The following is a 513-nucleotide window of genomic DNA, read 5'->3' on the forward strand; positions in this document are numbered from 1 at the left end:
CCCGTTACTTACATTTGAGTAAAATATCAGTTGCACCAGGAACCATGGTAACAAAAGGACAAATTATTGGGGAAATGGGTGGCTCTAACTTTGATAAAAATACTGGGATTCTTAATATGGCAGGATATGCTGTCCATTTAGATTTCCAAATTCGCATTAACGACCAACCAACGGATCCAATGAAGTTCTTTAAGAAAAATGATGATCCAGGACTATCATCTGGTGGTTCTCCTATTATGACGAATGACAAACGACAAAAAGTATTAGCAGAAGCGAAAAAATGGCTTGGTCAAGGAAAAGTGAGATATGTCTTAGGGGATCGTAATCCGCCAGGGGGTACTTCAGATTGCTCAGGATTTACGCAGTATGTCTTTAGAACAAGTATTGGTGTACAACTTGGAGATTGGACAGGTGCTCAAGTTGGACAAGGTAAACAAGTTGCAGACATCAATCAAGCGCAACCGGGGGATCTTATCTTCTATGAAAACCCAGGGCATGTTGCAATTTATATGG

1 protein-coding gene is annotated in these 513 nt (G+C 40.4%); it reads left to right on the forward strand.

Features of this window, described 5'->3' with window-relative positions:
• Window positions 1-513: NlpC/P60 family protein (locus CO726_RS31290; RefSeq protein ID WP_169513134.1), on the forward strand; the 513-nt coding region annotated here is incomplete at both ends.

This window comes from Bacillus fungorum, assembly GCF_002746455.1.
GTDB classification, from domain to species: domain Bacteria; phylum Bacillota; class Bacilli; order Bacillales; family Bacillaceae_G; genus Bacillus_A; species Bacillus_A fungorum.